Genomic DNA, 25,602 nt, shown 5'->3' on the forward strand with positions numbered 1-25,602 from the left:
CGGCCGGGCGTCATGGGACCGGGCAGGCCCCGCCGTTGCTGTTGCTCACGACGGTCGGCAGCACGACTTCCGGGTTCGAGGTGACCGCGACGTTGTAGACCTTGCCGTTGCGTACCGGCCAGATCACGGTTTCGGTCTGGGTGCCGAGGTTGAACCGCTTGGCCAGGCCGGCGGCGAAGATCGGCTTGTAGGCCATGGTCAGCTCGACGACGAGGTAGCGGGCGCCGGCCTTCTTGTAGGCGTCGGGCACCGTCGGCACGTCGGTCGGTCCGCTCGGCGCCGGCGCGGCGGCGTTGCCGGCCTCCACCTGGTAGGAGCAGACCCTGGCCCTGCCATTGGCGTCGTAGACGCCGATCGCCTTGGCGGCGATTCGCGCCGAGGCGCCGTCATAGGGGGCCAGCACCGCCCGTCCCGCCCTCACGATGGCGGCGAACTGCCCCGGCGAGACGTCCCCCCCCTCCCGCGCCAGCAGATCGGCCACGGCGCGGGCCGACAGGGTCACCTTGCGGAAGTTGCTGACGTAGCCGGCGAGATCCGTGGCGCCGAAGTAGAGCAGCACGAGGAGCGGCAGCACCATCGCGAACTCGACCGCGGCGACGCCGTCCTGTGCGCGCGAGTAGCGCGCAAAGCCGCGCCCGAAGCGCGCGGCATCGCGCCGGAGGCGCAACCCTGCGCCCGGGCGGCCCGGCTTCCCTCGCGCGATCATTGGAACGGCTCCGTGCGGAAGACCACGGTGCTCTGCAGCACCCGCCTGCCATTCGCCAGGGTGTCGGGGTTGAGGAAGCCGAAGAAGACCGGGAACTCCACCGCCGCCTGCACGATCACGATCTGGTTCGAACCCGGGTTCTGGTAATGCGTGCCGAAATCGGTCCGCCAGTCGCGCCTGGCGCCGTCGACCGGGCTCTGCGGCGTGAGGTCGGAGCCGTCGGCCATCGCCAGCACGTCGACCTTGACGCTGCTGCACGAGAAGATCGTCACCCGGCCGTGGCAGATCGCGTCCTTGAACTTCTGCAAGGCGACCGCCTGCGCGGTGGTGTCGGGCGGCGGGGCCGGATCGCCGGACCGGGCCGCCTGGAACTGCCCGGTATAGAGCTGGCGCGACGCGCTCGAGACCGCATTGTCGAGGACCTGGCCGGCGAAGAAGGCGAGCGCGGTCTCGACGATCGCCGCGACGAGACAGAGGAACGGCATCGCGATCAGCGCGAATTCCACCGCTGTCGCCCCCTCGCGGTCGGACGGGAACCGGGCGACCCGCGCGCCGATCCGGCCGCAGAGCGCGGGGACCCGTCCGGCCGGCTTTCCGACGGCATCGAGCGGGCGGTGACGGGGCATGGCGCGGTTCAGGTCCGGAGGGAGGGGCGGCGACTGGACCGAGGCGAACCGGCGGAATGGCGCCTCGCGGGCAGGATCGATCGCTGACGGTCGCTTGCGGCGGCGGCGCGACGGGAGTGCCGTGAGAGACTTCTATGGGTCGAAGCGTTGCGGATCGGTTGCGCCGATCGTCGAGACTTCAGCGCCCCGCCGCAGCCGCGGCCCCGGCGCCCGCGATCGCCAGCGAGTTGCGCTGGCCGGTCTGGGCGCTCACCTCGGAGAAGTAGCGCTGCGCGTCGCCGAGCTGCACCGCCGGCTGGCAGGCCGGCGTGCAGGAATAGGATTCGCGCTCGAGCCCGCGCTGCACCGTCACCACCGACGGGCTGCCCGCCCGCACGCTGATCGCGGTTTCCGCCAGCATGGTGCCGGCTCCGTCCAGGGCGATGAGGTTGGTGCTGCCGAAGCTCTTGCCGGTCAGGACCACGATTCCGTTCCGCTGCAGCGACACGTCGGCGATGATCGGGTTGCCGACGATCACCGTGGCGGTGCGTTCCGGAAGGCGGATCACCTTGGCGTTGTCGACCGAGACCGTCACCGTCGATCCGTCGTTCGCCCGCGCGGCGGCGGGGGCCAGGAGCACGGCGGCAGAGAGTACGGCGGCGGAGAGCGCGGCGGACACGACGAGCGCGGACGCCAGGACGCTGGCGGCGGAGGGCAGGCCCGCTGCGCGCGGAAGGCTCGGATCGCGGTGCGGGCTCATCGGCGGATGGTCTTTCGGACGCGTCTCATGACATCCGACAGTCAAGCGCCGGACGGTTGACAAACCGCTAAGCCCGGTGCGGCGACCCGGCGTCATAGCGCCCGAAAAGCCGATGGACCGATCGTTAACCAAGGCGGCGATTTCGGTTCAGCGACACGGGAGCGACGATCGTTTTAACCCAACCTCAACGTGGCCCGCATAGCTTGTCGTCAGTCCCGATCGGCGCCAGTCGATTGTCGACGGACTAACCGAGACCACTGAGGCGGGAACCGAGTTATGATCACCAAGCTGAAGCGTTTCGTCAGCGACGAGTCCGGCGCCACCGCGATCGAGTACGGCCTGATCGCGACCCTGATCGCCCTCGCGGTGATCGTCGCCGCCGGCACGGTCGGCAACAACCTGGGCAACCAGTTCAACAAGATCGCCAACAGCCTCAAGTAAGACAGGCGCTCGATCGCGCGGCGATCGGGCCTTGCTCCGCGCATTGGATTTGACGGCATCTCGTTCGACGGGAGGACCTCCTCCGCATCGGGCGATGCATTTTCGACGGTGTTGTCTGGACGTCATGGGCCGACCCGCATCCGGCGGGTCGGCGCGTCCCAGGAGATGCGAGACGCCGAGACCGCCCCTCCACCGGCGGCCCGGCCCCGCATACCCGCTTTCCTGCCGCGAGCCCGCATGGCCAGCCTCTGCCTCCTCGTCGTGTTCCCGTTCCTGATGGCCTACGCGGCCATGAGCGACATCCTCACGATGACGATCCCCAACCGGGTGAGCGCGGCGCTCGTCGGAGCCTTCACGCTGCTCGCCGTCGCGACCGGGCTCGACTGGGCGCTTATCGCCGCGCATGCCGGGGCCGGCCTCCTGGTTCTGGCGATCGGGTTCGGGCTGTTCTCGGCCGGCGTGATCGGCGGCGGCGATGCCAAGCTGGCGGCGGCGACCGCCCTGTGGCTCGGCTCCGGCCCCCTGCTCGACTACGTGGTGAACGCCTCGATGCTCGGCGGCGTCCTGGCGCTGGCCATCCTGGCGATGCGCCGCCATCCCCTGCCCGGCTTCGCGGCGGCGTGGCCCTTCGCCGTGCACCTGCACGACCGATCGGTCGGCATGCCCTACGGCGTGGCGCTCGCGGCCTCGGCCCTCGTCACCTGCCCCTCGGCCACGCTCTGGCGCCTTGCCCTGCCGGGCTGAACCCCCGGCCCCCCGGGCGTACGGTCTTCATGCATCCGATCCGGGACAGGAGCGACGGTGCCCCAGGGGGCGGCCGTCGCTCAGCCCTGTCCGGCGACCGGGACGGTCCGCCTGGACCGATCGCGACGAAGCGTTAACCCTAAGCGCGATTAACCTTAATTTGAGGAATGCCTGATGAAGTGCGGACAAGGGACGGCGCCGCGCCGCCCCTTGTCCGTTCACTCGTTGGCGCCTCATGAAGTCATCGCGCTTGCTTCTCATCAGCGTCGCCGTCGTGACCGGCTTCGGTGCCTTCGTCATGATGAGCGGCCGCGAGCCCCCGCCGCCGCCGCCGGCCGTGACCGTCGCCGCGCCGCCCCCGGCGATGGAGATGGCGGAGGTGCTGGTCGCCGCCGCCGAGCTGCCGATGGGGCAGACCATCAAGCCCGCGGACCTGCGCTGGCAATCCTGGCCGAAATCCGCGGCAAGCGACGGCTCCCTCCAGCGCGGTGCGGCACCGACGGCGCTCGAGGACACGGTGGGGTCGATCGTGCGCAGCCCGTTCCTCTCCGGTGAGCCGATCCGGCGCGAGAAGCTGATCAAGGCCAACGGCAGCGGCTTCCTGTCGGCGATCCTGCCCTCCGGCAAGCGCGCCGTCGCGATCTCGATCGATGCCCGCGGCTCGAACACCGCCGGCGGCTTCATCCTGCCGAACGACCGGGTCGACGTGCTGCGCACCGCCCGCGACGAGGATGCCTCCCGCTCCGGCACCGGCGACGTCCAGACCGCCGCGACCATCCTGACCAACATCCGGGTCCTGGCGGTCGGCCAGACCGTGCAGGAGCGCAACGGCGAGCGGGTGGTCACCGGCGATACCGCGACGCTCGAACTCACCCCGGCCCAGGCCGAGGCGGTCACCCTGGCCCAGAAGGTCGGCCAGCTCTCCCTCACCCTGCGCAGCCTCGCCGATGCCGGGCAGGCCGCCCCGGACGCGCCGGAGCCGCAGGCGGCGGAGAGTGGCGGCCTCACCGTCGTGCGCTACGGCGTCAGCAAGCAGATGCCCCGCCGATGAGCGGATCCCCCTTCGACCGCCGCGCCTCTTCCCGCCCCGCGAGTCCCCGTTCCATGACGAAGCCCGAGCCTCCCGCGGCAGCCCATCGCCCCGCCTTCCGCAGCCTCGTCGCGCGTGCCGCCTGCGCGGGCGCCCTGGCCGTCCTCGCGGCCGGTCCCGCCGCGGCGCTCGACGGCATCGGCCTGCGCGGGACGGGCCAGCGCGGCGGCCTCGCGCCGGCGCCGGTGGTGAATGTCGGCCCCAACGAGGCCGACGTGTCGCGCCGCGTCGACCTCACCATGGGCCGGTCGCTGGTGATCGACCTGCCGCGGGACGCCAAGGAGGTGTTCGTGGCGAACCCCAAGGTGGCGAACGCCGTCGTGCGCTCGACCCGCAAGGTGTTCATCATCGGCATCGAGAACGGCGCCACCTCGATCTTCGTGATGGACGGCGAAGGCCGTCAGATCGCCGCCCTCGACGTCACGGTCGGGCGCGACCTCAACGTGCTGCGCCAGACGCTGGCCGGCAGCATCCCCGGCGCCCGGTTCGACGTGCGTCCGGCGGGCGATTCGGTGCTGCTCACCGGCTCGGTCGGCTCCGCCCAGGAAGCCCAGCAGGCCATCGACATCGCCAACGCCTTCGTCGGCACCGGCGCGGCCGGGGGAGGCGCCCGCGGCGCGGTGATCAACAACCTGACGATCCGCGGCAAGGACCAGGTGATGCTGCGCGTCACCGTGGTCGAGGTCTCGCGCCAGGTGCTCAAGCAGTTCGGCATCAACCTGAATGCCAACTGGAGCAACATGAACTTCGTCAACACGCTGCCGTTCCCGCTCACCGGCGGCGCGTTCCCGCCCAACAACGTCCTGCAGGGCACGGTGAATTCGGGCGGGTTCTCGCTGCAGGCGACCCTGAAGGCCTTCGAGCAGGCCGGGGTGTCGCGGGTGCTGGCCGAGCCGACCCTGACGGCGATCTCCGGCGAGGCCGCGAACTTCACCGCCGGCGGCGAGATCCCGGTCCCGACCAGCCAGAGCTGCACCGCGGCCGTGGCCTCGACCGCCGCGAACTGCTCGGTCGGCATCGACTACAAGCCCTACGGCGTCGCCCTCAACTTCACGCCGGTGGTCCAGTCGGAGAACCGGATCTCGATCCGGGTCGGCACCAACGTCACCGAGCTCGATCCCCAGAACGCGATCCCCGTCTCGAACGGCAACAACACCATCTCGGTGCCGGGCCTGACGGTCCGCAAGTCCGAGACCACCGTCGAGCTGGCCTCCGGCGGCACGATGATGATCGCGGGCCTGATCCAGCAGCGCAACCGCCAGGCGATCAGCGGCCTGCCCGGCATGCTCAACCTGCCGATCCTCGGCGCCCTGTTCCGCTCCCGGGACTACCAGCGCCAGGAGACGGAGCTGATGATCATGGTCACGCCCTACATCGCCAAGCCGATGGACCCGGGCCAGGTGCGCAAGCCCGACGACGGCTTCACCGAGGCGAGCGACGGCCAGGCGGTCCTGCTCGGCCGCTTCAACCGCCTCTACGGCGTGGTCGGCGCCGCCCCCCTCGGGTCGAGCTATCGCGGCCGCGTCGGCTTCATCACCGACTGACGTCAGCCCAGACATCCTCGCCCCGAAATCCGTGCCCGGGACCCCGGCCCTCCGAGGCAGATCACCGCCATGACCCGCATCGCCCTCCGCCTGATCCTGCTGGCCGCCTCGGCCAGCCTCGCCGCCTGCGCCTCCAGAGGCGGGCTGACTACGGGCTCGACCGGCCCGTCGACCGCCGCCGAGCGGCACCCGTTCGTCCTGTCGGACTCGCCCCGCAGCCTCGACGTGTTCGTCACCGGGACCGGACACGTCGACCCGCGCCAGGCCGACGACGTCGACGCCTTCCTCACCGAGTACCGCCGCTACGGCCGCGGCGTCCTGGTCCTGGAGGTGCCGCGGGGCTCGCAGGTGCCCGGTCCGGCGGTCGAGCGCACCCTGGAGAGCGTGCGCGGCCGGGCGCTCGCCCGGGGGGTGGGCGCGCGGGAGATCGTCGTCGCGCCCTATCCGGTCGCCAACGTCGCGGTGAGCGCGCCGTTGCGGCTGAGCTTCCAGCGCATGCAGGCCAAGGTAGCGGGAGCCTGCGGGCTCTGGCCGCAGGATCTCGGCTTCAGCGATCCGGGCTTCAACGCCCGCAACGAGAATTACTGGAATTTCGGCTGCGCCACCCGGTCGAACGTCGCGAGCCAGATCGCCGATCCGATCGACCTCGTGCGCGGCCGCCAGGAGGGCCGGATCGACACGGTGAGCCGGACCCAGAACCTGACCGACCTGCGCACCGGAAAGGATCCGTCAACCACTTGGAAGCAGGATGGTCGCGCGAGCGTGAAGAGCCAGGTGGGACAGTGAGATGACGACGCGCCGGACCAGGGCCGCTCCTGCGACGAGGCGTAACCGCGCCGGGGGATCGTCGTCCTGCGGGCGGAGAGCGTACCATGTCTGAGCCCGGCGATCCCACCGCCAGGGTCATCCCCCCGGTCCCCCGCATCACCGTGCAGGCCTTCTGCGAGAGCGCCGAGGTCGCGGCGGCGATCGAGGCGGCGGCCGGCGACCGGCGGATGCAGAAGGCGCATGCCCGCGTCCAGATGGGCGGCGGCGCCGCCGCCGTCGAGGCCTTCCGCAACGCGCCGACCCCGAACGTCCTCATGGTCGAGATCGGCGCCGGGCGATCCCATCCCCTGTCGGCCCTCGACAGCCTGGCGGAGGTCTGCGACGCCGGCACCAAGGTGGTGGTGATCGGCCACGTCAACGACGTGGTGCTCTACCGCGAGTTCATGCGCCGTGGCGTGAGCGAGTACCTGATCGCGCCGATTGATCCCGTGGCGGTGATCGCGGCGATCTCGGAGCTGTTCAGCGATCCGACCGCCGAGCCCCTCGGCCGGACCATCGCCGTGGTCGGCGCCAAGGGCGGCGTCGGCGCCTCGACGCTCGCCCACAACATCGCCTGGTCGGTGGCCCGCGACTTCGGCACCGCGACGGTGATCGCCGATCTCGACGTCGCCTTCGGCACGGCCGGCCTCAACTTCAACCAGGATCCGCCGCAGGGGGTGGCCGAGGCGGTGTTCGCGCCCGAGCGGGTCGACGCGAACTTCGTCGACCGGCTCCTGTCGAAATGCACCGACAACCTGAGCCTGCTCGCCGCGCCCGCGACCCTCGACCGCCCGACCGACTTCTCGGAGGGCACCTTCGACGGCGTGATCGACGTCCTGCGGGCGAGCGTGCCCTGCATCGTGCTCGACGTGCCGCATGCCTGGTCGGCCTGGTGCCGGCGCATGCTGATCGGCGCCGACGAGATCGTGGTGGTGGCCGCCCCCGACCTCGCGTCCCTGCGCAACGCCCGCAACCTGTTCGAGGTGCTGCGCAGCGCCCGGCCCCACGACCGCGCGCCGCGCCTGCTCCTCAACGGGGTCGGCATGCCCAAGCGGCCCGAGATCGCCGTCACGGAATTCGCCAAGGCCCTCGACGCCCCGGTCGCCGCCGCGGTGCCGTTCGAGCCCGCCCTGTTCGGCACCGCCGCCAATAACGGCCAGATGCTGGCGGAGGTTCAGCCCGGATCCAAGGTGACCGAGATCCTGAGCGAACTCGCCGGCAGCCTGACCGGCCGCGCGGAGGCCCGCCGCGGCCGGGCGAACCCGCTGCAGCCGCTGCTCGCCCGCCTCGCCCGCCGCAAGGCGTCGTGATCCGGCCGGCCTCGTCCCTATCGCGATCCGCGCCGCCCGCAGCGGTGGCCCGGATCCCCCTCAAGCCCGCGTCGCAGGAAGGCCGCTGATCCCATGTTCGGCAGGAGACCCGGAGCGACGGCGCAAAAGGCGCCGGCCCCGCGCCCCGCCGGCCCCGCCCCGGTCCTCCCGGAGGCGGCCGCGCCGGTGTTTCAGGACGGAAAACGGGCCGAACCGGTCCCGACCCCGCCCCGCGAGGTGCAGGCCCCGCCGGAGAATGCCCGCTCGGACGAGTATTACCGCACGAAGAGCATGATCTTCGGCGCCCTGATCGAGGCGATCGACCTCACCCAGCTCGCCCGGCTCGAGCCGGACGCGGCGCGGGAGGAAATCCGCGACATCGTCATCGAGATCATCGGCCTCAAGAACGTCGTGATGTCGATCGCCGAGCAGGAGGAGCTGCTCGACGACATCTGCAACGACGTGCTCGGCTACGGGCCGCTCGAACCGCTGCTCGCCCGCGACGACATCGCCGACGTGATGGTGAACGGCGCCAACCGGACCTACATCGAGGTCGGCGGCAAGATCCAGCTGACGGGGGTGCGCTTCCGCGACAACCAGCAGCTGATGAACATCTGCCAGCGGATCGTCAGCCAGGTCGGCCGCCGGGTCGACGAATCCTCGCCGATCTGCGACGCGCGCCTGCCGGACGGCTCGCGCGTCAACGTGATCGCGCCGCCGCTCGCCATCGACGGCCCGGCGCTGACCATCCGCAAGTTCAAGAAGGACAAGCTCACCCTCGACCAGCTCACCCGCTTCGGCTCGATCTCGCCCGAGGGCGCCAAGATCCTGCAGATCATCGGGCGGGTGCGCTGCAACGTGGTGGTGTCGGGCGGCACCGGCTCGGGCAAGACCACGCTCCTCAACTGCCTCACCCGCTACATCGACGACGACGAGCGCATCATCACCTGCGAGGACGCGGCCGAGCTGCAGTTGCAGCAGCCGCACGTCGTGCGCCTGGAGACGCGCCCGCCCAACCTCGAGGGCCAGGGCCAGGTCACGATGCGCGACCTGATCAAGAACTGCCTGCGCATGCGGCCCGAGCGGATCATCGTCGGCGAGGTGCGCGGACCCGAGGCCTTCGACCTCCTCCAGGCGATGAATACCGGCCATGACGGCTCGATGGGGACGCTGCACGCCAACTCGCCACGGGAGTGCTTGGGCCGCATCGAGTCGATGATCGCCATGGGCGGCTTCACCCTGCCGGCCAAGACCCTGCGCGAGATGATCGCCGGCTCGATCGACGTCATCGTCCAGGCCGCCCGCCTGCGCGACGGCTCCCGGCGCATCACCCACATCACCGAGGTGATGGGGATGGAGGGCGACGTCATCATCACCCAGGACCTGTTCATCTACGACATCGTCGGCGAGGACGCGACCGGCAAGCTGATCGGCCGCCACCGCTCGACCGGCGTCGGCCGGCCGCGATTCTGGGACCGGGCGCGCTATTACGGCGAGGACCGGGCGCTCGCCGCCGCCCTCGACGCGGCGGAAGTCCGCACGGAGGAGCCGGCATGACGCCGCGCGCGGCCGTGGGGAGGCGCCCGTGATCGAACTCGACGCCGTGATCGCGGCCGGGCTGCTCGCGGTGAGCGCGGTGGCGATCGCCTCGGCGGTGGTGGTGCCGCTTCTGCCGAGCGAGGCCCGGGCCAGCAAGCGCCAGCAGGCCCTGGTGGGCCAGCGCCAGGCCGCCGAGCGCGTGCAGGCGGTGAGCCGCCGCGACCAGGTCGCCAAGAGCCTCAAGGAGATCGAGGACAAGGAGAAGAAGGCCCGCGTCAGCCTCGACCTGCGGCTGACCCAGGCGGGCCTCGCGATCGGCAAGAAGCAGTTCTACGTCTTCAGCGCGATCGGCGGCCTTCTGGTCGGGGCCTTCGGCCTCCTGATGAGCGGCGACGCGCTCCTGGCGCTCGGCCTCGCCTTCGCGGCGGGCCTCGGCCTGCCGCGCTGGATCCTCTCCTATCTGCGCAAGCGCCGGATGACGCGCTTCATCCTCGAACTGCCCAACGCCATGGACGTGATCGTGCGCGGCATCCGCTCGGGTCTTCCGGTCGGCGACTGCCTGCGCATCATCGCCCGCGAGGCGCAGGAGCCGGTCAAGAGCGAGTTCCGGGCGATGGTCGAGGCCCAGGCCGTCGGCATGTCGCTGTCGGAGGCGGTGTCGCGCCTCTACGAGCGCATGCCGGTGCCGGAGGCGAACTTCTTCGCCATCGTGGTCGGCATCCAGCAGAAATCCGGCGGCAACCTCTCGGAGGCTTTGGGCAATCTCTCGCGGGTGCTGCGCGACCGGCGCAAGATGGCCGAGAAGGTGAAGGCGATGAGCATGGAGGCCAAGGCCTCGGCGGCGATCATCGCCTCCCTGCCCTTCGTCGTCGCCGGTCTGGCCTACCTCACCAGCCCCGACTACATCTCGCTGCTCTGGACCACCTCGACCGGCCACATCGCTCTTGCCGGCTCCGCCGTGTGGATGATGGTCGGCGTCTTCGTGATGAAGCAGATGATCAGCTTCGACATCTGATTCTCGGACAACTTCCGGAGGCGGTGCGTGCCGTTCCTGTCCCAGCTCATCGACCCGTATGTCGTCGGCGCGATGCTCGCCGCAGTGGCCGCCGCCGCCACGGTCTTCACCCTGGCCCAGCCCTTCCTGGAGCCCGACCGGCTCGCCGGCCGCCTGAAGGGCGTCGGCAAGGAGCGCGACCGCATCCGCCTGCGCGAGCGGGAGCGCCTGAACCAGAAGGCGAGCTTGCGCCACGAGCCCAAGGCCTACATGAAGCGGGTGGTCGAGCGACTGCATCTCGGCGACTGGCTCGGCACCGAGCACGCCAAGAACAGCCTGATGATGGCGGGCTACCGCGGGCCCCAGGCCGAGATCGGGTTCCTGTTCTTCCGCCTGGTGATCCCGATCGCCTTCTTCGTCCTGGCGGCGTTCTACCTGTTCGTGCTGGAGGTGGTGAACCAGCCGGTGCTAATCCGCTTCGGCATGGTGGTGGTGGCGCTCTATCTCGGCATCAAGGCGCCCGAGCTCTTCCTGCGCAACCAGATCTCGAAGCGCCAGGCGGTGATCCAGCGCAACTGGCCCGACGCCCTCGACCTCCTGCTGATCTGCGTCGAATCCGGCATGGCGATCGAGTCGGCGTTCCGGCGCGTCGGCGTCGAGGTCGCCAACCAGTGCATGACGCTGGCCGAGGAGATGGCGCTGACCACCGCCGAGCTGTCCTACCTCAGCGACCGGCGCATCGCCTACGAGAACCTCGCCAACCGCACCGGCCTCGAATCGGTGAAGAACGTCACCACGGCGCTGATCCAGGCGGAGCGCTACGGCACCCCGGTCGGACAGGCCCTGCGGGTTCTGTCCCAGGAGAGCCGCGACCAGCGGATGAACGAGGCCGAGAAGAAGGCCGCCGCCCTGCCGCCGAAGCTCACCGTGCCGATGATCCTGTTCTTCCTGCCGGTCCTGTTCGTGGTGATCCTCACCCCGGCCATGGTCCAGGTGTTCGGCGTCAAGTAGAGGCGCACCGGACGGCATCGGCGCTCCCTCGGTGGCCCGAGCGCTCTGGCCGGCCGAAGAATTCCGTGTACGACTCCACGGCGCCGCGAGGAGCATCGGGGACGGGAGCCGGATGACCGAGACCGAGGAACGCAACCGGGCCTGGCAGGCCCGCTACGGCGTGGATGCCGCCGCGCTCGATATCGCCTGGAACGACGTCATCGCAGGGCTCATCGCCCACCGCACCGTGCGGGCGTTCCGGCCCGATCCGCTCCCCGACGGCACCCTGGAGACACTCGTCGCCGCGGCGCAATCGGCGCCGAGCTCGTCGAACCTCCAGACCTGGAGCGTCGTCGCGGTCGAGGATGCAGCCGCCAAGACGCGCCTGGCGCAAGTGGCGCGCGGGCAGCGCCACGTCGCCGAGGCGCCGCTGGTGCTGGTCTGGCTTGCCGACCTGTCGCGCCTCGGCGCGCTCGGCCGCGACCGGGACCGGCCGACCGACGGGCTCGACTATCTCGAGATGCTGATGGTCGGCGTGGTCGATGCGGCGCTCGCCGCCCAGAACGCCACCGTGGCGCTCGAATCCCTCGGCCTCGGCTCGGTCTATATCGGGGCCTTGCGCAACGACCCGGAGGCGGTGGCCGAGCTGCTCGGCCTGCCCCCGAACGTGGTGGCGGTGTTCGGCCTGTGCGTCGGCTGGCCCGATCCGGAGCGGCCGGCCGCCGTGAAGCCGCGCCTGCCGCAAGAGGTGGTGCTGCATCGCGGCCGCTACGATTCCGCCCTCGCGACCGGGGCGATCGCGGCCTACGACGCGGCGATGGCGGCGTTCCAGGCCGGGCAGCGGATGCCGGAGGTCGGCTGGAGCGCCGCCGCCCTGGAGCGGGTGGCCGGGCCCGGCTCGCTCAGCGGCCGCGACCGGTTGCGCGGAATCCTGGAGCGCCGCGGCTTCGGGCTGAAATAGCGCGTCGTCCGCCAGGACGAACGGTTTTTCGTTGATCGCCGGCGTTGTTCTTTATAAAGAACGACGCCGAGGCATCGTGAGACCGGGAGAGCGACGTGGCGGACGAGAACAGGCGGGCGGAGACGATCGCCGCCGCGAACGGGATCGGGACGGACACGGCCTTCGGCGCGGTGACCCCGCCGCTCTACCTCTCGACGACCTACACCTTCGCGGAATTCGAGAAGGCGCGGGCCTACGACTACGCCCGCCTCGGCAACCCGACCCGCGACCAGCTCGCCGACACCCTGGCGAAGCTGGAAGGCGGGGCCCGCGCGGTGGTGGTGTCGAGCGGCATGGCGGCCCTCGACCTCGCCTTGTCGCCCTTGCGCCCCGGCGACCTCCTGGTGGCGCCGCACGATTGTTACGGCGGCACCCACCGGCTGCTGTCGATGCGCGCGGCCCGCGGCCATTACCGGGTCGCCTTCGTCGACCAGACCGACGAGGCCGCGCTGACGGCCGCCCTCGCCGAGGGGCCTAAGATCGTGCTGACCGAGACGCCCAGCAATCCGCTGATGCGGATCACCGACCTGCGCCGCGTCGCCGCCCTGGCGAAGGCGGCGGGCGCGCTCTTCGTCGTCGACAACACCTTCCTGTCGCCGGCCCTGCAACGGCCGCTGGCGCTCGGGGCCGACCTCGTCGTCCACTCGACGACGAAGTTCCTCAACGGCCATTCCGACGTGATCGGCGGCGCGGTGATCGCCGCCGACGCCGCCCTCGGCGACGAGCTCGCGGCTTTCGCCAACACCGTCGGGGTGACCGGCTCGCCCTTCGACGCCTACCTGACCTTGCGCGGCGTGCGCACGCTGTTTCCCCGCATCGAGCGCCAGAGCCGCAACGCCGCCGCGGTCGCTGCCTTCCTCGACGGGCATCCGGCGGTGGCCCGGGTCTATTATCCGGGGCTCGCGGGCCATCCCGGCCACGCTGTCGCCCGCAGCCAGCAGAGCGGCTTCGGGGCGATGCTGAGCGCCGAGCTCGCCGGCGGCCGCGAGGCGGTGCGCCGGCTCGTCGGGGGCTTGCGGGTCTTCAGCTTGGCCGAGTCGCTCGGCGGGGTCGAGAGCCTGATCGCCCATCCGGTGACCATGACCCACGCCGCCATGGACCCGGAGGCGCGGGAGCGGGCCGGCGTCGGCGACGGGCTGGTGCGGCTCTCGGTCGGGCTGGAGGCGGAGGAGGATCTGCTGGCGGACCTCGCCCAGGCGTTCGACGCGGTCGCCCGCGGCTGACGACGGGCGCTGCGGGGTGCGCTAGATCCGACGGGACCGGTCCCGACACCCCGAGCGAGCGATGACGACAGCGACGATGCGCCTCGGCGCCTTCTTCTACGCCACCGGCCACCACGTCGCCGGCTGGCGCCACCCGTCGAGCGAGGCCGATGGCGGGCTCGTGCTCGACCGCTACGTGGGATGGGCCAAGCGCGCCGAGGCCGCGAAGTTCGACCTGATCTTCCTGGAGGACGGCACCGGCATCCGCGACGCCGACCTGCGTTCCAGCGAGCGCACCGCCCGCTCTGCGCATTTCGAGCCGGTCACCCTGCTCTCGGCGCTGGCCGCGGTCACGGGCCGCATCGGCCTCGTCGCCACCACCTCGACGAGCTTCAACGAGCCCTACAACGTCGCCCGCCGCTTCGCCTCCCTCGATCACTTGAGCGGCGGCCGCGCCGGCTGGAACCTCGTCACCTCGGCCACCGACCTGGAAGCGGCGAATTTCGGCAACGACACGATCTCCCGCCACGCCGACCGCTACGAGCGGGCGGAGGAATTCGTCGACGTGGTTCTCGGGTTGTGGAACACCTGGGACGACGACGCGGTCGTGATCGACAAGGCGTCGGGCCAGTTCTCGAAGCCCGACGGGTTCCGGCCCCTCGACCACAAGGGCAAGCATTTCGAGGTTCGGGGTCCGCTCAACATCCCGCGCACGCCGCAGGGCCAGCCGGTGCTGGTCCAGGCGGGCTCGTCGGGCCCCGGCAAGGACCTGGCGGCGCGCACCGCCGAGATCGTGTTCACGGCCAACCAGACCCTCGACGAGGCGGTGGAGTTCTCCCGCGACCTGAAGGGGCGGATGGCCCGCTTCGGCCGCTCGCCCGACGACCTCAAGGTCATGCCGGGGCTGTTTCCGGTGGTCGGCCGCTCCGAGGCGGAGGCGCGGGACAAGTTCGAGGAGTTGCAGGCGCTGATCGATCCCGTCGTGGGCCTGGCGCTCTTGAGCCGCATGGTCGGCCACGACCTCTCGGGCTTCGACCCCGACGAAGCGGTGCCGGACCTGCCCGCGACGGAGGGGCTGAAGTCGCGCCAGCAGCTGATGTTCGACCTCGCCCGGCGGGAGGGCCTGAGCCTGCGCCGGCTCTATCTGCGGATCGCCGGCGCCCGGGGCCACTCGCAGATCGTCGGCACGCCGGCCCAGATCGTCGACGAGATGGAGGCGCGGTTCCGGGCCGGGGGCGCCGACGGCTTCAACATCATGCCGCCGACCCTGCCGGGCGGTCTCGACGACTTCATCGAACTCGTTCTGCCCGAGCTTCGCCGCCGCGGGTTGTTCCGTGACCAGTACGAGGGCCGGACCCTGCGCTCGCATCTCGGCTCGCGCCCGCCCCTGGGTCATGGACCGGGTCGTCCAGCCCAGCACTGAACCCTCCCCCCTGCACAGGGCCGTCCGGGGACAATTCTTTTTAGAATCAAGCGCGCGTTTCCCCTCTCCCGAGTGGGAAAGGAGAAATGCGTGACCTTTACAGTTCTCGGACAGCCTCGCCTCTGCGGGAAAGGGTTGACGGCGCGGGTCCCCGGATCGACTGAGAGACGGAAGACACGTCTCGACTACCTCCGGACCGACACCCCCTGGTAAAGTCCGGCAACCTGTGCAGGATATCCCGGGACGACGGTCGTGGCATGCGAGCGGCGGCGGCGGTTAATCCCAGATATCTGTGAGTCCATCGAGGGTTATACCTCCGCGGACAATATTGGTAAAACTTGCATAGGCATAGTAGACATGCTCGAACCGAATCAGGTCGTCCGCACGTTCCAGGAACAGAATCCGATCCAGATGCAACCGGACGAGATCGAGACCATCCTGGCGACGATCCGGGCAATGCCCGAAGAAGGGATCATGATCGAGTGGGGCTCCGGCGCCTCGACGATCCGCTGGCTGCAAGAGATGCACGGCAGGCAGAGGCTTATCTCGATCGAACACAATGCGCTATGGTTCAACAAAGTCAAGAACGTCATTGACACAGATCCAGATCTTGCCCAGCGCCTGACTTACCACATGTGCGCATCGAACGGATTTTTCGATCACGGCTACGGAATGCCAAGCGAGGAGAATCCCCTCGGCTTGGATGAATACTTCAACCCCGATCCGACGATCTACGACGCCGACGTCTTTCTCATCGACGGCGTCGCCCGGGGCACCTGTGCGCAGATGGTCTTGATGAAGGCATCGAAAGCCAACCCGGTGATCTATCTCCACGATTGGTACACGCGACGGGGCTGGTACTCCTGGTCGGTCGGGTTGTTTCGTCAGCACAAGCGGGCCGGCGACACGCTCTGCCGTCTCTGGCGTTGACGCGACGCCGATCCGCAGCCTGCCCGCGCCACAACCGGCTAGCAATGTACGGCAACCTGTGCTGCATATTAGTCCGTCATCACCGGCGCGCACCGTCGCCGGCCCGCGCCGGGGACGCGGTCTCGTCTTGCCATCGTCCGGAGAGATGCCCGAAGCGGCCCGGCCGCGCCTGACGCCGGCCGCGCTCGCGCGCCGTGCCGCCGCCCTCGCGCGCGGCGAGCGGCTCACGGTCGTCGGCCTGACGCGCGACGGCGTAGGGGAAGCGCTGGCGGCCGGCGAGGTCGATCGCGCCGCGCTCCTCGTCGCCGTCGATGACCCGCGCAGCAGCGCCGCGGTGATCGACGGCCTGCTCGACGACCTCGCCGAACTGGCGCTGGCCCGCTGGCCGGAGTGGCGCGACGCCGTGGCGCCGGATGTCTCTGTCCCCTGGCTCAAGGCGGCGGCGGCGGTGGCGGCCTCCGGGCGCCCGCCCCGGTTCCGCAGGATGGCACGGGCACTCGAATGCGGGCAGTTGCTGCGGGCGGTCGATCCCGGCAGCATGATCCTGGTGGCGGAGGTCGATCCGGTCTCGCCGGCGCGGGCGCGGGCGGTGATCGAGGCGCTGGAATGGTGCGCCGGGCACGGCGCGGCCTGCCTCTTCGCCCTGCCGGCCGAGCCGCCCGACACACCGCCCTATGACCGCATCCTCTACGGTGCCGTCGCGATCGGCCGCGCCGCGGCACCGGTGGCGGAGCGCTTCATCGCGCCGCGCTCGCGGGCCCACCACGCCAGCGCGGCCGAGCGGCGGATCGAGGCGGCGCTGGCGGCCGACCCGGAGCTCGCCGGCCTGTTTTCCGGCAATGAACTCGTCGCCGTGGCGGGCGACGGCCGGCAGCCGCGGGTCGACCTGGTCTGCCGCCGGCACCGCATCGTCGTCGAGATCGACGGGCCGGAGCATCAGGCCAGTCCGAAATTCGGCCAGGATCGCCACCGCGACTACGAGCTGACGGTCGCCGGCTACCTCGTGCTGCGCCTCACCAACGACGAGGTCGCGGCCGACCTGCAGCGCGCGGTCGAGAAGGTCCGCGCCGTGGTGCGGCTGCGCCGCCTCCCTTCAGGAGACACGACCCGATGAGCGAGACGCCGACGCCGGCTCAGGCGCTGATCCTCTGGCGCCTGCTCGGCCGGCAGGGCACCGCCCTGAACAGCGAGATCAAACCGGAGAAAGCCCCGCGCGATGCCTTGCGGAAGGCCGGGCTGCTGGCGGTGGAGAAGGAGGGACGCTCCTCGCGGCTCACCGTGACCGACAAGGGCTGGAACTGGGCCGGCGGGCATCTGCGCGATCCCCTGCCCCCGACCATGCGGGTGCTCCAGGACTGGCTCACGCGCCTGCACCACCACCTCGACGCGACGGGCGCGACGCTCGCCGAGTTCGTCGGCCCCGCCCCCGAGCGGGGGCCGCCGGAGCCGAAGCCGCCGCGAGCCCGGAAGAACGCCACGCCGAAGCCCAGGACGGCTCCGAAAACCAAGGCCGTCCCACCCGATCTGGCCCGGCTCCGCGCCCGGATCGAACAGGCCTATCTCGCCTGCACCGGCGGCCGGCGGGCCGCGCCGGTGCGCCTCAGCGCCCTGCGGGCGGAACTCGCCGATCTCGACCGCGCCGCCGTCGATGCCGGGCTGGCGGCGATCCTGAGCGGCGATCCGAGCATCCGGCTGACCCGGATCAGCGACCCGAAGGCCCTCGACGCCGCCGAGCGCGACGCCGCTTTCAATCCTGCCGGCGAGCCCTTCCACGAGATCTGGATCCACGCATGAGCGACGCCCTCGACGCCCTGCGCCGTGTCAACTTCGACTGGGTGCGCACCCTCGACAGCGTCTGGCTCGATGCCGAGCCGACCGGCGCGCCGAACGAGGCGCTGATCTTAGGGCTCGTCGATGCGCTCCACGCGCAGGAGCCGGGCAGCCGCCCGCGCGGCCGGGTGCTGGTCGGCGAGCCGGGCATCGGCAAGACCCACCTCGTCGGTCAGATCCGCCGCGAGGTCTGGCACTCCGGCGGCTGGTTCGTGCTGCTCGACGTGCTCGGGCTGACCGATTTCTGGCGCAGCGCCGCGCTCAGCTACCTCACCGCCCTGATGCAGCCGATGCCGGACGGACGGCGCCAGTCCGACGCGGTGCTGGCCGGGGTCGCCCGCCGCTTCAAGGTCGAGGGGCAGGTCGAGCAGGCCTTCAACACCCCCAACATCGACACCCGAAAGATCGTCGACCTGCTGGTCCGGGCGCTGATGCACGTCGATACGGTGCGGGCGCTCAAGCACCAGGACGTCTTCCGGGCCTTGTGCCTGCTGCGCTCGCAGGACCTCGCCGCCGTCGGCCTCGCCCATGCCTGGCTCCAGGGCTACGACGCCGACCCGGCCGCCCGCGCCGGCCTCGGCTTCACCATGCCGCCGCCCCCACCTGTCGAGCTCGTGCGCGGCATGGCCTGGATCATGGGCCTGAGCGGCCCGACCCTCGTCGCCGTCGACCAGATCGACGGCGTGGTCGATGCGAGCCGCCTGACCCTCGACGACGATTTCGAGCCCGGCCCCGGCCTCGCCGAGATGCTGGCCGCCGGCCTGATGGAGCTGCATGACGGCGCTGGTCGCGGCATGACGCTGATCACCTGCCTGACGGATTCGTGGCGGCGGCTGGAGGAGCGTGGGCTGAAATCCGCCTTCGACCGGTTCGAGCCGCCGGTGGTGCTGACGGGCATGAACAAGCCGGCCGCCGCAGCGGCGCTGATCCGCGGCCGTCTCGCGCCGGCCTACGCCGAGGCCGGTTTCACGCCGCCCTTCCCGACCTGGCCGTTCGGCGAAGCTGCGATCGCCGCCGCGTCCCGCGTCGCGATGCGGCCGCGCACGCTGCTGATGCGCTGCGACGCCTTCCGCCGCGACTGCCTGGCGAATGGCAGCGTCACGGTCTGCAACGATCTCATCGAACCCAACAACAACAGTGGCAAGAAAGGCGGCTCGGGTCCCTTCGACCTCGAAGACGCTCGCCGCAAGGCCGACATCTCCGACATCCTCGACGACGAGGATGCCGGGCTCGGCGAATTGCTGCGCGCTGCCTTCGATCTCTACGCCCTGGAGGACGACCCGCACGACGCGATCGACGTGGTGAGCAAGGGCGAGCCGGAGCAGAAGCTGCCGCCCCTGCACGGACGGCTCACCTTCCTTCACCGGGACGAGAACGACCGCGAGCGCCACGTCTGCTACCGCGCCCTGCTCCAGCCGCACCCGATCGCCTTCCAGGCGCGGTTGCGCGCCGCGCTCACCGCCTCGGGCATCTCGTCGAAGATCCCGGGCCGGGAGTTGCTGCTGGTGCGCCGCGGCCCGGTGCCGGCGGGCACCAAGACCGGCACCCTGGTCAGCCGGTTCGTCGCCGCGGGTGGCACGCTGATCGACCCGTCCGACGACGACCTGCGCACCTTCGTGGCCCTGCGCTCCCTACGCGACGAGGCCTTGCGGGACGGGCGGTTCGACCTGTTCGAGAGCTGGATGCGCGAGACGCTGCCGGTGCGCGGAACCGCGTTCTTCCGCAGGATCGGCCTGTCCGGCGACGGCACGGAGGCGCAAGGCGGGCGGGGGCGGCGTGGCGGCGAATCTCTCCCGCCGCTGCCGCCCCGCCAGCCCGGACGGACCATCGATCCATCAGCCCCAGGCCCCGAACCGGAGACGAGGCAGGCCGGCGCCGAGCCCGGCACACCCCCGCGGCTTCCCCGGGAGCCCGCATCGCCCCAGCGCGCCGAGCCCGAGCCACGGCGCGCCGTGCCGGCCCAGGCCTTCGAGACAGTGACGCGGGCCGCAGAGGCACTTTCACCCCAAGAGCCCTCCCTCGAGGAGCCCGCCCTCGAGGAGCCCGCCCCCCGGCGCGCTGCCCCGCCATCGGAGCCCATCCCCGACGCCATCCCGGTCGGCCACCGCATCACCCCCGATGCGCCGCCCGTCGCCCTGCCGCTGAGACTCCTGCCGCGCCACACCGCGATCATCGCCGGGTCCGGCTCGGGCAAGACCGTGCTGCTGCGGCGCCTGGTCGAGGAGGCGGCGCTCGCCGGCATTCCGGCGATCGTGGTCGATCCCAACAACGACCTGTCGCGCCTCGGCGATGCCTGGCCGGAGCGGCCCGAAAAGTTCACGCCGGAGGACGACTGCAAGGCCGCCTCTTACGCCGATCGGGTCGAGGTGGTGGTGTGGACGCCGGGCATCCATGCCGGCAACCCGCTCTTCCTGTCGGCGATGCCGGACCTCGCCGCGAGCGACGACCGCGACGAGCGCGCCCAGGCGATCGAGATGGCGGCCGAGACCCTGGGGCCGCTCGCCGGTGCCACCAGAAACCTCCAGCGCGGCGTCCTCGCCGATGCCCTGCGGGCCTTCGCGAGCCGCGGCGGCGGCACGCTCGGCGCCTTTACCGAGCTGCTCGCCGATTTGCCGGACGGCACCAGCCAGATCGGCCGAGCGACGAACCTCGCCGCCGACATGGCGGACCAGCTGCGCGCGGCCGTCGCCACCAACCCGCTGCTGCGGATCGAGGGCGCGGTGCTCGATCCGGCCCGGCTGTTCTTCGGCCCGACCCGCAACAGAACCCGGATCTCGGTCGTCAACCTGTCGGGCCTCGCCTCGGAGGCGGCGCGGGAGGATTTCGTCAACCGTCTCCAGATGGCGTTGTTCGGCTGGATCAAGAAGAACCCCTCGCCCCGGGGCCTGCTCTACGTGGTCGACGAGGCCCAGACCTTCCTGCCCTCGGGGCGCACGCCGCCGAGCCTCGGCAGCGGGATCAAGCTGGTGGCGCAGGGGCGCAAATACGGGCTGGGGATGATCGTGGCGACGCAGGTGCCGCGGGGCATCCACAACCAGGTCGTCTCGAACTGCACGACGCAGTTCTTCGGCCGCCAGAGCGCCCCCGCGACCATCGCGGCCGCCCAGGAGATCATGGCGGCGAGCGGCGGGGCGGCCCCCGATATCGGCCGGCTCGGGGCGGGCGAGTTCTACTTTGCCACCGAGGGCTCGGGGCGGCCGGCGAAGCTCCGCACGCCGCTCTGCCTCAGCCACCACCCGGCCAACCCGCCGACGCCCGAGCAGGTGATCGCCCGGGCCAGGGCGTCCGCCGCCGGGATGGAGGACAAGCGCGGTGGGTGAGCCGGCACGGGCGATCTCATCCCGGGCCGGCCCGGCCTAACCGTGATGCCATTTCATCCGGCTTGAGCCGGCCATGCGAATCCCATAGCTACAACAAGAATGTGTTTTTCTGAATGACGGGTGCATGGACGCTGCCGATCTTACGTCATGTTCCGATGTTTTCCTGCGCACGATCGAGGATTACGGCCTCGCGGGAGGGTGGCATTGGACGTTCACGTCGGGTGAGCAGCGTTGGTCGCCGGGTTTCTTCCGGCTCCTCGGCCTCGATCCTTCCGTCGTCACCGCCCGCTACGATCTGTTCGTCGAGCTCCTGCATCCCGACGACCGGGTGCAGCTGGCAAGCCCGTCGGAGGTCGTTCAGGGCCATGTCTCGCCGCGCGCGACCGTCCGGCTGATCAGGCCGGGCGGCGAGCTGCGCGTCCTGTCGGTCCTGTCGGAACTGCGCGTCTCGGCGGAGGGGCGGCCTTTATCCTTGAGCGGGGTCGTCCTCGACGTCACCGATCGCGAGCGGCTGCGTCAGGCGCAGGCCGCCGAGCAGCGCCGCCGCCAGGCGCTCTACCTGACCTCCTACACGGCGACCTATTCCCTCGGCCTCGACCTCGTGCATCATTTCCCTGCCGAAGTCGCGCAGGTGCACGGGTTGTCCCTGGAGGAGATTCAGGTCGATCCGTTCCTGATGCTGGTGCCGGAGGAGCGCGCGGCCTTTCGGAACCGGGGCTGGGAGATGCACGATCGCCACATGCGCTTCCAGGGAATGCCGCGCGAGCGCCTGGCCAGCGGCGAGGTGGTCAAGTTCCGCCTCGTCGGCGTGCCGGTGTGGAGTGCGGCGGGCGAGTATCGCGGCTGGACCGGCATGAAGTATCCGGTCCACGAATCCGGCGCGCCAGCGGGCCGCGCCGACACCCCCGAGGATCCCGCCCTGCGGCGCGCCCTCGAACAGGCCGTGCGAGGCCATCACCTGCGGGCGGCCCGCGGGCTGCTCGACTGGTCGATGGCGACGCTCGCGGCGGCCGGCGGCCTGTCGCTCTCGACGGTGCGGCGCCTTGAGGACAACCTCGAAGGCCAGGGCGCCCGCTCGCGCTACAAGGCCGTGACCGCGCTTCGCCAGGCCGGAATCCGCTTCATCGCGATGGATGACGGCGCGATCGCAGTGGCCAGGGTCTGATGACGAAAGTCCGGACGGAGAACGTGGCGACGGCCTTGACATCGCGGCCATGGTGTCGGCTTTAAAAATGATGAAAATTCGCCACTGAACGCTGTGCGCATGGACGCTGCCGACCTCACCTCATGTTCCGACATCTTCCTGCGCACGATCGAAGACTACGGCCTCGTGGGAGGCTGGCGCTGGACGTTCGCGTCGGATGAGCAGCGGTGGTCGCCGAGCTTCTTCCGGCTCCTCGGCCTGGACCCGTCCATCGCCACCGCCAGCTACGACCTCTTCGTCGAACTTCTGCATCCCGACGACCGGGTGCAGCTGGCAAGCCCGTCTGAGGCGGTTCAGGGCCACGTCTCGCCGCGCGCGACCGTTCGGCTGATCCGGCCCTCCGGCGAGCTGCGCATTCTGTCGGTCCTGTCGGAACTGCGCGTCTCGCCGGAGGGCCGGCCTTTATCCTTGAGCGGGGTCGCCCTCGACGTCACCGACCGCGAGCAGTTGCGTCAGGCGCAGGCCGCCGAGCAGCGGCGCGGCCGGGCGCTCTACCGGACGACCTACGCGACGGCCTACGCGGTGGGGGTGGATCGGACGCACGATTTCCCGCCCGAGATGGCGCAGGTGCATGGCCTGTCCCTGCAGGAGATCAGCCTGGACCCCTTCGTCATGGTCGTGCCCGAGGAACGCACGGCGTTCCGCGAGCGCGCCATGGCCGTCCACACTCCGCAAGTGCGTTTTGTGGGCAAGGCGCGCGAGCGCCTCGCCAACGGCGAGGTCTGGCAGTTCCGCATCATCGGTGTGCCGGTCTGGGACGAGGCGGGGCGCTACAACGGTCGGGCCGGCATGAAGTACCCGATCCATCTCTCGGCGGCGACGATCCGGACGGCCGACATTCCCGCGAGCCGACGGGTCCGGCGCGCCCTCGACCAGACCGTGCGGGCGGATCACCTGCGGGCGGCGAGAGGCCTGCTCGACTGGTCGCGGGGGACACTCGCCCAGGCGAGCGGCCTGTCGCTCTCGACGGTGCGGCGCCTCGAGGAGGATGCCGAGGGTCAGGGCGCCCGCTCGCGCCACAAGGCCATGGATGCCCTGCGCCGGGCCGGGATCCGCTTCATCGCGATGGATGACGGCACCCTGGCGGTGGCGAAGACCTGAGACGAAAGGCGCGGGCGGGAGCGACCCGCCCGCGCCGTGGCAAGGATTCGGCGGGCCCGGGCTCAGCGGGCTCGGTTGGCCGGGCTCGTCGCCGCGGCGTTGCCGCCGCTGTGGCTCGGCAGGTCGTCGGTGCGGGTGGCGGCGCCGGGCGCCATCGGCGTCACGGTGCCGGTGGTGGCGGGCATCTCGCGGCCCGGCATACCCTTCTCGGCGTTGCTCTTCACGCTGCCCGGATTGTTCATGTTGTTCTCGGCCGAGCCGGGCACGCCGGTCTGGGCCAGGGCGGCGCCCGTGAGGGCGAAGGTGGCGGCGAGGGCGAGGATCGTCGTTCGCATGGGGTGTTTTCCGTCTCCGAGGTATCGTGAGGCCCCAACGCGCAGCCGACCGGCCAAGGTCCCGATTTTCCACAAGCGGCCCGACTTGCCATCGCGGAGGCATGTTCCTAATTTGTTCTCATCGAGACGACGGATGAGAACGGAGGACAGGCCATGCAGCAGACGCCCGAACGCGACGAGGACCCGGCCGAGACCACGCGCATCGAGCAGGCGGCCTGGGTCGCCGCGATGATCGAGGCGGAGCGCGAGCGCGCCCTCGATGCCTGGCTCGCCCGCGAGGCGGGATTCTGAGGAGCCGACTTCCGAAAGCGCCACGTTGCGCATTTCGGCGACAAGTGGCGCCCTGAATTTCCTCAGACTTGGGCCTTGCGTCTCGTCTCCGGCACAGTATCGTTTGCCTACGAACGAGTTTGCATTCCGGTCGCCGAAGTCGCGCCGGGATGGGCCGGAGGTTCGCGCCATGTCGACCCGCGACGAGACGTTTCGTCCCCTGTCCCGCCGCACCGTCCTGGGTGGCCTCGCAGCCGCTCCGCTCGGGCTCGCGGCGTCCCGGGCGGTCGCGCAACAAGGAACAGGGCCGATCCGGATCGGCGAGCTGAACTCCTATGGCCGCATGGCCGCCTTCGCGGTGCCCTACCGCAATGCCATGCAGCTCGCGCAGGACGCCGTCAACAAGGCCGGCGGCATCAAGGCCCTCGGCGGCCGCCCGATCGAGATCGTCTTTCGCGACGACGGCTCGACCCCGGGAGATGCGACCCGGGTCGCCGAGGAATTGCTGACCCGCGAGAACGTCGCCTTCCTGTGCGGCACCTTCCTGTCCAATGTCGGGCTGGCCGTCGCGGATTTCGCCAACCAGCGCAAGGCGCTCTTCCTCGCCACCGAGCCCCTGACCGACGCGCTCACCATGGGCAGCGGCAACCGCTACACCTTCCGGGTGCGGCCCAACACCTACATGCAGACCCGCATGCTGGTGGACGCGGTGAAGGGCAGCGGCGTCAAGCGCTGGGCGATCGTGGCGCCGAACTACGAGTACGGCCAGTCCGCCGCCGCCAACTTCAAGAAGCTGATGGCCGCCGCGGTGCCGGGCTTCGAGGTGGTGGGCGAGCAGTTCCCGGCCTTGGGCAAGGTCGATGCCGGCGCCACCGTCGGCGCCCTGTCGCAGATGAAGGCCGACGGTCTGTTCAACGTGCTGTTCGGCGCCGACCTCACCGCCTTCGTGCGCGAGGGCAACACCCGCGGGCTGTTCGAGAAGCGCAAGGTCGCGAGCCTGCTCACCGGCGAGCCGGAATACATGATCCCGCTCGGCGACGAGACGCCGGAAGGCTGGATCACCACCGGCTATCCGTGGGAGACCATCGACACCAACGGCCACAAGGAATTCGTCGCCGCCTACCGGGCCCGGTTCAACGACACCCCGCGCCTCGGCTCGCTGCTCGGATACGTCGTCGTCGGCATGATCCGCGACATGCTGGAGAAAGCCGGCTCGACCGAGACCGAGGCGATGATTTCGGCGCTGGAAGGCCTGACCTCCCAGACCATCGCCGGCCCGGTGACGATGCGGGCGCTCGACCACCAGTCGACGTTGGGGGCCTGGATCGGCGAGACGGCGCTCAATGGCCGCCAGGGCACGATGAAGAACGTCCGCTACGCCGACGGGGCGAACTACATGTTCCCCGAGGCCGAGGTGAAGGCGGCCCGCAAGGCCTGACCCGTCGAAGAGCCGGAGC

24 protein-coding genes are annotated in these 25,602 nt (G+C 70.7%); 20 read left to right on the forward strand and 4 right to left on the reverse strand.

All coding sequences use genetic code 11. From position 1 onward, the window contains the following. Positions 1-10 precede the first annotated feature (10 nt). The 3 genes from HBB12_RS16680 to HBB12_RS16690 all read right to left on the reverse strand — a co-directional run bounded on the left by HBB12_RS16680 (position 11) and on the right by HBB12_RS16690 (position 2,071). Positions 11-706: a TadE/TadG family type IV pilus assembly protein gene (locus HBB12_RS16680; protein ID WP_236990371.1), complete on the reverse strand. Its 696-nt coding sequence runs from the start codon at positions 704-706 to the stop codon at positions 11-13. After that, complete coding sequence (locus tag HBB12_RS16685; protein WP_236990372.1) at positions 703-1,332, reverse strand: TadE/TadG family type IV pilus assembly protein; 630 nt, start codon at positions 1,330-1,332, stop codon at positions 703-705. Before HBB12_RS16685 ends, HBB12_RS16680 begins: the two co-directional genes overlap by 4 nt. Positions 1,333-1,510: 178 nt before the next feature. Next, entirely contained in the window at positions 1,511-2,071 is a 561-nt protein-coding gene (locus HBB12_RS16690) for a pilus assembly protein N-terminal domain-containing protein (protein WP_236990373.1), read from the reverse strand. A 276-nt stretch (positions 2,072-2,347) separates the two neighbouring features. On the opposite strand from HBB12_RS16690, the gene HBB12_RS16695 reads away from it, so the two are divergent. The 18 genes from HBB12_RS16695 to HBB12_RS16780 all read left to right on the forward strand — a co-directional run bounded on the left by HBB12_RS16695 (position 2,348) and on the right by HBB12_RS16780 (position 23,540). Beyond that, the gene (locus HBB12_RS16695; protein ID WP_236990374.1) at positions 2,348-2,512 is read left to right on the forward strand and encodes a Flp family type IVb pilin; all 165 of its coding nucleotides are present in this window, start codon (positions 2,348-2,350) and stop codon (positions 2,510-2,512) included. Positions 2,513-2,749: 237 nt separating this feature from the next. Continuing rightward, positions 2,750-3,256, forward strand: coding sequence for an A24 family peptidase (locus tag HBB12_RS16700; protein WP_236990375.1), 507 nt, complete (start codon positions 2,750-2,752; stop codon positions 3,254-3,256). A 235-nt stretch (positions 3,257-3,491) separates the two neighbouring features. Then, entirely contained in the window at positions 3,492-4,307 is an 816-nt protein-coding gene (gene cpaB / locus HBB12_RS16705) for a Flp pilus assembly protein CpaB (RefSeq protein ID WP_236990376.1), read from the forward strand. Between the two features lie 53 nt (positions 4,308-4,360). Beyond that, a complete protein-coding gene (locus HBB12_RS16710) occupies positions 4,361-5,890 on the forward strand; it encodes a type II and III secretion system protein family protein (protein WP_236990377.1) in 1,530 nt (509 codons plus the stop codon). A gap of 69 nt (positions 5,891-5,959) precedes the next feature. Then, a complete protein-coding gene (locus HBB12_RS16715) occupies positions 5,960-6,676 on the forward strand; it encodes a CpaD family pilus assembly protein (protein ID WP_236990378.1) in 717 nt (238 codons plus the stop codon). Positions 6,677-6,762: 86 nt separating this feature from the next. Further along, positions 6,763-8,007 carry a CpaE/TadZ family protein gene (locus HBB12_RS16720; protein ID WP_236990379.1) on the forward strand — a complete coding sequence of 415 codons (1,245 nt, stop codon included), beginning with the start codon at positions 6,763-6,765 and terminating at the stop codon, positions 8,005-8,007. 93 nt (positions 8,008-8,100) lie between these two features. Beyond that, the gene (locus tag HBB12_RS16725; protein WP_236990380.1) at positions 8,101-9,564 is read left to right on the forward strand and encodes a TadA family conjugal transfer-associated ATPase; all 1,464 of its coding nucleotides are present in this window, start codon (positions 8,101-8,103) and stop codon (positions 9,562-9,564) included. 28 nt (positions 9,565-9,592) lie between these two features. After that, entirely contained in the window at positions 9,593-10,561 is a 969-nt protein-coding gene (locus HBB12_RS16730) for a type II secretion system F family protein (protein WP_236990381.1), read from the forward strand. A 72-nt stretch (positions 10,562-10,633) separates the two neighbouring features. Then, positions 10,634-11,551, forward strand: a complete 918-nt coding sequence (locus tag HBB12_RS16735) for a type II secretion system F family protein (RefSeq protein ID WP_236992805.1) — start codon at positions 10,634-10,636, stop codon at positions 11,549-11,551. 112 nt (positions 11,552-11,663) lie between these two features. Then, positions 11,664-12,491 carry an NADPH-dependent oxidoreductase gene (locus HBB12_RS16740; RefSeq protein WP_236990382.1) on the forward strand — a complete coding sequence of 276 codons (828 nt, stop codon included), beginning with the start codon at positions 11,664-11,666 and terminating at the stop codon, positions 12,489-12,491. A gap of 95 nt (positions 12,492-12,586) precedes the next feature. Beyond that, positions 12,587-13,753 (forward strand): cystathionine gamma-synthase, encoded by a 1,167-nt coding sequence (gene metB, locus HBB12_RS16745; protein WP_236990383.1) that lies wholly within the window; start codon positions 12,587-12,589, stop codon positions 13,751-13,753. A gap of 61 nt (positions 13,754-13,814) precedes the next feature. Next, on the forward strand, positions 13,815-15,155 hold the full coding sequence (locus HBB12_RS16750) for an LLM class flavin-dependent oxidoreductase (protein ID WP_236990384.1): 1,341 nt from the start codon (positions 13,815-13,817) through the stop codon (positions 15,153-15,155). Between the two features lie 357 nt (positions 15,156-15,512). Further along, entirely contained in the window at positions 15,513-16,085 is a 573-nt protein-coding gene (locus HBB12_RS16755) for a hypothetical protein (protein WP_236990385.1), read from the forward strand. 145 nt (positions 16,086-16,230) lie between these two features. Further along, positions 16,231-17,199 (forward strand): endonuclease domain-containing protein, encoded by a 969-nt coding sequence (locus HBB12_RS16760; RefSeq protein ID WP_236990386.1) that lies wholly within the window; start codon positions 16,231-16,233, stop codon positions 17,197-17,199. After that, entirely contained in the window at positions 17,196-17,879 is a 684-nt protein-coding gene (locus tag HBB12_RS16765; protein ID WP_236990387.1) for a hypothetical protein, read from the forward strand. The genes HBB12_RS16760 and HBB12_RS16765 overlap by 4 nt, the downstream gene beginning before the upstream one ends. Next, on the forward strand, positions 17,876-21,235 hold the full coding sequence (locus HBB12_RS16770) for an ATP-binding protein (protein WP_236990388.1): 3,360 nt from the start codon (positions 17,876-17,878) through the stop codon (positions 21,233-21,235). The genes HBB12_RS16765 and HBB12_RS16770 overlap by 4 nt, the downstream gene beginning before the upstream one ends. Before the next feature lie 124 nt (positions 21,236-21,359). Next, positions 21,360-22,400: a PAS domain-containing protein gene (locus HBB12_RS16775; protein WP_236990389.1), complete on the forward strand. Its 1,041-nt coding sequence runs from the start codon at positions 21,360-21,362 to the stop codon at positions 22,398-22,400. 99 nt (positions 22,401-22,499) lie between these two features. Further along, positions 22,500-23,540 (forward strand): PAS domain-containing protein, encoded by a 1,041-nt coding sequence (locus HBB12_RS16780; protein ID WP_236990390.1) that lies wholly within the window; start codon positions 22,500-22,502, stop codon positions 23,538-23,540. Between the two features lie 62 nt (positions 23,541-23,602). Here HBB12_RS16780 and HBB12_RS16785 read toward each other — a convergent pair whose 3' ends face one another. After that, positions 23,603-23,875 carry a hypothetical protein gene (locus HBB12_RS16785; protein WP_236990391.1) on the reverse strand — a complete coding sequence of 91 codons (273 nt, stop codon included), beginning with the start codon at positions 23,873-23,875 and terminating at the stop codon, positions 23,603-23,605. Positions 23,876-24,028: 153 nt separating this feature from the next. Between HBB12_RS16785 and HBB12_RS16790 the strand changes: the two genes are divergently transcribed. Both HBB12_RS16790 and HBB12_RS16795 read left to right on the forward strand, forming a co-directional pair. Further along, complete coding sequence (locus tag HBB12_RS16790) at positions 24,029-24,166, forward strand: hypothetical protein (protein WP_236990392.1); 138 nt, start codon at positions 24,029-24,031, stop codon at positions 24,164-24,166. 169 nt (positions 24,167-24,335) lie between these two features. Next, positions 24,336-25,583 (forward strand): ABC transporter substrate-binding protein, encoded by a 1,248-nt coding sequence (locus tag HBB12_RS16795; protein ID WP_236990393.1) that lies wholly within the window; start codon positions 24,336-24,338, stop codon positions 25,581-25,583. Positions 25,584-25,602: the final 19 nt, after the last annotated feature.

Origin of the sequence: Methylobacterium sp. SyP6R (genome assembly GCF_019216885.1) — a bacterium.
In the GTDB taxonomy this organism is placed as follows: domain Bacteria; phylum Pseudomonadota; class Alphaproteobacteria; order Rhizobiales; family Beijerinckiaceae; genus Methylobacterium.